At 33.3% G+C, this 6,370-nt stretch carries 4 protein-coding genes and 1 pseudogene; 2 read left to right on the forward strand and 3 right to left on the reverse strand.

Annotated elements, in window-relative coordinates:
- Window positions 1-325 precede the first annotated feature (325 nt).
- The gene (locus tag ACEWK1_RS15840; protein WP_098799773.1) at window positions 326-1,003 is read right to left on the reverse strand and encodes a response regulator transcription factor; all 678 of its coding nucleotides are present in this window, start codon (window positions 1,001-1,003) and stop codon (window positions 326-328) included.
- 1 nt (window position 1,004) lies between these two features.
- The gene (locus ACEWK1_RS15845; RefSeq protein ID WP_098799774.1) at window positions 1,005-2,375 is read right to left on the reverse strand and encodes a HAMP domain-containing sensor histidine kinase; all 1,371 of its coding nucleotides are present in this window, start codon (window positions 2,373-2,375) and stop codon (window positions 1,005-1,007) included.
- 450 nt (window positions 2,376-2,825) lie between these two features.
- On the opposite strand from ACEWK1_RS15845, the gene ACEWK1_RS15850 reads away from it, so the two are divergent.
- Together ACEWK1_RS15850 and spoIIP are read left to right on the forward strand one after the other, a co-directional pair.
- Window positions 2,826-3,410, forward strand: a complete 585-nt coding sequence (locus tag ACEWK1_RS15850; RefSeq protein ID WP_098799775.1) for a YdhK family protein — start codon at window positions 2,826-2,828, stop codon at window positions 3,408-3,410.
- Between the two features lie 545 nt (window positions 3,411-3,955).
- Window positions 3,956-4,972, forward strand: coding sequence for a stage II sporulation protein P (gene spoIIP / locus ACEWK1_RS15855; protein ID WP_212137854.1), 1,017 nt, complete (start codon window positions 3,956-3,958; stop codon window positions 4,970-4,972).
- Window positions 4,973-5,474: 502 nt separating this feature from the next.
- Here spoIIP and ACEWK1_RS15860 read toward each other — a convergent pair.
- Window positions 5,475-6,370 (reverse strand): annotated as a pseudogene (locus ACEWK1_RS15860) (IS110 family transposase); the annotation flags it as partial.

Genomic DNA, 6,370 nt, shown 5'->3' on the forward strand with positions numbered 1-6,370 from the left:
GTCGTTGTAAAACCAAATGTTAAAGAAATGATGTAAAAAGTATGGATCCCAGAAACCGTCATCATCCCATTCAGTCCCCAACTTGCCCCTGATTTTTGAGGTTTTATTTAACTGAGATCAAAAGGAAACTGATTCTGCTTTATAAGTCATTCAACATTGGCAAACATCTAAGTAGAAGAAATATTGAAAAGTCATCAGGTTTCTTAAAATGAATAAGGCGTTTGGCAGTATTCCTATAATAGCAATAATAATATTGAACCCAATACCTATTAAAACTGCTAGGAGGGTTAGAGGATAACCATTCAAGTAAGGGATTTTTCACTTTTTATTCCTTTCCAGCCCATTTATATCCAACTCCCCAGACTGTGAGCAAGTGATCATCAGAGGGAAAACCGGATTTTCGAAGCTTTTCACGTAAGTTTCTAACGTGAGAGTCAATCGTCCGGTCTTCAGTTGAAACTTCATATCCCCAAATAGAAGTTATTAAGTGTTCTCTAGTAAAAACTTTATTCTGGTTATTCAGAAATAAACTCATCATCCCAAACTCCTTAGGTGTTAATGAAATTTCCGTTCCGGAATAATGCATTTGAAAAGAATCATGATCCAGAGAAAGGCCTCGAAATAAGATTTTCCCAGTTTCACTCTTTTGTCTTCGCAAAACTGCCTCAATCCTTGCAGTCAGCTCTTCCTCGTCAAAAGGTTTGGAAATATAGTCATCTGCACCATTCTTTAATCCCTTTACAATATCCGTTTTTTCACTCATAGCGGTCAGCATAATAATGGGGGTATCCCAGTATTTTCGGATTTCCTGACATGCTTTCCAGCCGTCAATGTCTGGCATCATAACATCTAATAAAATAAGGTCTACTGAATGTGATGTTAAGTATTCAATTGCATCAATTGCTGATTCTTTCTTAATACAGTTGTATCCCAATGGTGACAAGTACAAGGATAATAAATCTAGCATCAACGTTTCATCATCTACTAATAAAATTGTTTTCATTCTACTGATCTCCTTTAAAAATTAGTTCGAATTCTGTACCAACATTTTCCTTACTTTTTACATTAATTTCGGCACCATGTGCGTGAACAAGCTCTTTTACAATCGCTAGACCAAGTCCCATACCTCCAAGAGATCGTGATCGAGATTTATCAACTCGATATAAACGATTAAAGATATAAGGGATGTCTTTTTCAGGTATCCCTTTTCCGTTATCCTGAACAGAGATATGAATAGAATTTTTGTATTTCCATACTTGTAATATGATTTGTGCCCCTTCATTAGAGTATTTCATTGCGTTGTCTAATAAATTGAAAATGATTTGTTCAAGTCTCAATGGGTCCGCTCTTAAAACTGTGCCTGAAGGGCAGATAACTTTAAAGTTCATATTTTTCTCTAGAAAAGCAGGAGAGAACTTCTGCTCAATTTTTGTAATAAACTTGCTTAAATCGATGTAGTCTTCCTGAATTTCAAAGGAATTTTTGTCGATTTTAGCTAATTCGAATAGCCCTTTAATTAAATGAGACAGACGATTCGTTTCTTCTACTATAATCTCCAAATATTTCCCTCTTTCCTCACTAGAGAGATTACGTTTATATACGATGTCTGCATATCCTTTGATATAAGTTAGAGGAGTCCGAAGTTCATGGGAAATGCTTGCTAAAAAATCATTACGTTCCTGTTTTAAATAATTCAGATCTGTAGCCAATAATTCAATTGATTTAGCTAAATCCCCTAATTCATCATCAGACGTTTTCGGTAAGGAAACAGAAAAATGCCCTTTACTGATTTGTGAGGTAACTTCTTTCATTTTAATAAGCGGTTTTGTGATTCCTTTTGATAGAAAAATAATAATAATAATAGTGAGAATAACGGAAATCCATCCTGCCAAAATAAAGTGCTCATTTAGCCGTTGAATTAAAGAATGAACAGATGCTGTATTTTGAAACATGTATATATATCCGATAAGCTGTCCGTCAGTTTGAATAGGACTGACGGTTGCAATAAAAGGTTCTTCACTCCAATTTCCTTCCACGATCTGCCCATTCCTAGGAATATTAGAAGTAGGTGTCTTTAGGTATTGTTTAAAAGGGTTAATTGGAGAGGAAGTGTCGAGCACCTTTCCAGTTATATCTGTAATCACAACATCCGTATTCGATTCAGACTCCATTAAAACAACATGATCTATCGTTTCGACATCAAACTGTTCTTCAAGAATAGCTCTATGAGAATTTCCCCTCGCTTGAAGAGCATTGAGCTCTTCTTCAACCATGGAATCAACAATTCCCTCGTGTAGAAAGAAAAAAATAAATGTCATCAAACCAAAAATAATCAGAAAGAATAATATTCCAAGTTTTACTGAAAGTTTTTTCACAGAATTCACCTATTTTCAATTAAGTACTTTTATTTTACTCTAAATGTTTGAAGATTTTGTGCAGGGAACTTGATAATACTTAAAAATGTAGGACTGGAATTCAAATAAACTATCGGAGTTCATGAATAGGGTCAATGAATACTCATTTTGCTTAAGAAAAGCATAGAAATGAATTTGTACATCTAGTAAGTGCAGCCCATAAATAAAAAATTGTTACAAAATAGGGGCTTGAATTCAGTACAAAAGCATTTAACCTTGAAAAGGTCTAGGAACTCTAACTATAAAGTTTCTCGTTTTATTAAGTGCGCAATTTTGCATTGATTGTGCTTTTATGTATGGTCATGGTCAAGTATTTTACCTGGGGTTTAGTTAAAAAATTGAGCCTACTCCATAATTTCTGCACATTTTGTTGATATGGTATTGTCAAATGTCAAAGGAGGAGTTATTTACATGTTGACAAAAAGAATAAAAAAATCAGCATTACTATCATTATTAGCAGCCCTTTTCTTAGTATTAGGAGCATGCTCCGACCCTAATAATGAAAACACAGAAGGCACAGAAAATACAGAGAACATGGATGGAATGGATCATAGTAACATGAACCATTCTAGCTCTGGTGAAGTTCCTGAAGATTTGAAAGTAGCAGAAAATCCAACCTATGGGGTTGGAAGTCAAGCGATTATCGAATCAGAACACATGGAAGGGATGAAGGGTGCCAAAGCAACAATTGTAGGTGCCTATGATACTATCGTTTATGCTATTTCGTATACTCCGACAACTGGTGGAGAAAGAGTGGAAAACCATAAGTGGGTTATTCACGAGGAAATTCCAGACGCTGGTGAAGAACCTTTAGAACCTGGAACAGAAATCACAATAGATGCAGCTCATATGGAAGGCATGGATGGAGCAACAGCTGAAATTACTTCAGCCGAGGCAACGACAGTTTATATGGTTGATTTCACTCCAACTACCGGTGGAGAAGAAGTTAAAAATCACAAATGGGTAACAGAAAGTGAATTATCACCGACTGAATAATGTTTGAACAAACAAAAACAATATATTTTTAATCAATCAAAAGAGTGTATAAAAGAGTTGATATACGAAGAAAGAGTTCACTTTAGATAATATCAAGCAAATACTCTGTTCAATATTAAATATCTAATAATTGTGTGACTTAAATCATAATTTTGACGCCGATGCTCTGATTCTAAAAAAATTCTTGAAAGAAATGTAGACAAAGGGTCTACATTTCTTTTTTTAGTATTTAAAGTTGTTTGAAATTGCAGTAGATTAAAGTTATGAAGGGTATTTTCCTAACCCCTTCATTTAATACATATTGTTTCTTTACTGAATATGTACTGGGACCAGTTAACCCAATTGCACAATTGCAATTAAAATGACTCCAAAGTGAGCAAGTATTAGAAAAAATATTCTGCTTTTCTTCCAAAAAAAGCCCCTTATTTAATGCATTTTTAAATATATCTTAATTTCTCAGCTTTATTTAATCATGTTATTAATATAAACATTATCTCTATTTAAACCGATAAATATAATAAATAACTACTAATTGAGGTATTATAGTGAGAAACTTAAGTGAAAAAGATTTAAAGCTTTTAATAGTTATTTCAGTTAGTTTATTGATAAGTTTATTAATTTACATACATTTCTTTCTTTTAAAAGATATGAATGATAAAGAAACTACTTTTGAAAAAAAGCAAGGTAATAATAGTGAAATTCCGAAAATGCATTTAACTGCTGGGACTACTTCAAAGATAATTAGTGCGTCTAAAGGTGAAGAGAAATTAATGGAAGTTAGTGGAAAAGAAATAGTCCCTAAGGAAGAAGCTCTTAATAATGATGGGGCCTTAGACCAATTAAAAATAAATGCACATTTAGATAATATTTTTAAAGAGCCAAGAGTGCCAATTATAGATAAAAACAAATTTCATAGCACATTCGGCAGAAAGGTTGTTTTTATTTACTCTTCTCATAATCGTGAATCCTTCTTACCTTATTTTAAAAAGGGCACAGCACCCGAGATGTCTTACCATTCAAAATTCAATGTAACCCTAGTTGGAGACCGCTTAGGAAATGTGTTGAAACAGAATGGAATAGGGAATAGAGTAAGTGACGTTGATATCATCAGTATTCTTGGGGAACGGGATTTGGATTTTGGAAGCTCATATCAATTGTCTAGAGAAATCGTGCTGAATGAGATGAAGTTTAATCCAGATTTAGAAATGAATTTTGATATTCATCGCGATTCATTGCCTAGAAATTTATCAACAACTACTATTAACGGGAATACCTATGCGAAGATTTCGTTTGTAATTGGAAGTTCACATGAAAACTACGAGGAGAATCTAAAATTCACTAATTCAATTAATGATATGATCGAAAAAAGTTACCCGGGTTTATCGAGGGGTGTAATTATTAAAAGTAGCGAACAAGGTAACGGTGTATATAATCAAGATTTATCTCCTAATAGTGTCATTATTGAAATTGGTGGAGTAGAAAATCGAATTGATGAGCTTTACCGTACTGCAGATTTATTAGGAAATGTTATAAGTGAATATTATTGGCAAACAGTGCATTAATTTTATTTAATGGGAAATTATTGTTTAGGTTTAAGAGTAAAAGAGAGAGAATTTAATTTCTATCGATTATGTTAGTCTCTAATTCTAAAATATATGAATAGGACTTTTCCTACTTATGAATTAATGAACAAAATGCAGAAGCGAGGGAAGCAAACAGGTAGTTTGTTCATAAACTTTTCGTATTATATGAAGAGGAATATCTTTATTTTAAAAGATAGTCTTTTCTAATGAATGCAGCAGGATACTTGAGGAAGAAAAATAAATAATATACTTGACCGTGTACTATGGTACACGGTTTAAATTTGTTATGGGGTGAATTATTTGAGTTATCTTATTAGTAAACTTGCTGATAAAAGTGGGGTAAATAAAGAGAAAATTAGATATTACGAAACCAGCTAATAGTTGTCAACATTTTTCAATAAAAAAATTAAAATAATGATGATATACTAAAAATGAGTATGCTAAATAACCTTCCTTATCTTCATATTTGGAAGGTTTTGTTTTATATTGATAAATATAGTCTCCAAGCTAATTCTTGGAAAGTAGTTTTGTTCTTTAAAAGTGCGTAAATTAAGTGTAAAAGCTTATTAACACAAGCGATACTTGCTACTCTATAGGGTTTACCTTCGTTGCGTTTTTTATCGTAAAACTCTCTTAATTTTCTATTCCTAGGAATAACAGTGTCACTCGTCTTTTGCTTTCGGGCATCTCGAATTCCACAGTATACAGCCATAAATAATGCTTGCCTTAGCCTTCTGGATCCTCTTTTCGTTATCCGATTTTGGGTTGCCGTAAATCGTCCAGAAGAGTAAACGCTTGGATCTACTCCTGCAAAGGCAACTAATTTTTTAGGGTGATTAAACCGATCTATTTCTCCAATTTCGGATATGATTGTTGCCGCAATCTTCCCTCCGATACCAGGGATAGACTGGATAATCTTATATTCTTCCATTTCTTTAGCGAGGGCATCTATTTCTGCTTCAAGTTGTGATAGATGCTCTTGGTATTGAAGAACAATGGCTATTAACATCTTTAAATTAAAAATAAGGCTTTCATACAAATTGCTTTGAAATGGATTTCGTAATGCTGCTTCACCCACTTTTCAGAACGTCTTGTACATAACGATACAATCTTTTCAGTTAATACTGATTCTGTAGTACTTAATACATGTTCAGAAGTAGGGAACAAGGAAAGAGTCTGTAAAGATACTTTCGAATACAAATCACCAAAGACCCCTCTATACTCAGGAAATACCTGATCTAGTACTGTTAGAAGCTGTATCTTGGTTTGCGAAGAGATACTTGAAATGGTCTCTTGTTGCCTTGTAAGATTACGAAGGTTTAAGAGTTGGATACCTCTTTTCTTATACGGTTCAATTTCTTCTTTATAGAATAATTC

This window comes from Metabacillus sp. YM-086 (assembly GCF_048059995.1).
GTDB lineage: Bacteria > Bacillota > Bacilli > Bacillales > Bacillaceae > Metabacillus > Metabacillus litoralis_B.

What these genes read in the sequence shown, in the direction of transcription:
- ACEWK1_RS15840 (WP_098799773.1), bottom strand. Translation starts at nt 1,003, where the DNA reads ATGAAAACAATTTTATTAGTAGATGATGAAACGTTGATGCTAGATTTA.
- ACEWK1_RS15850 (WP_098799775.1), top strand. Translation starts at nt 2,826, where the DNA reads ATGTTGACAAAAAGAATAAAAAAATCAGCATTACTATCATTATTAGCA.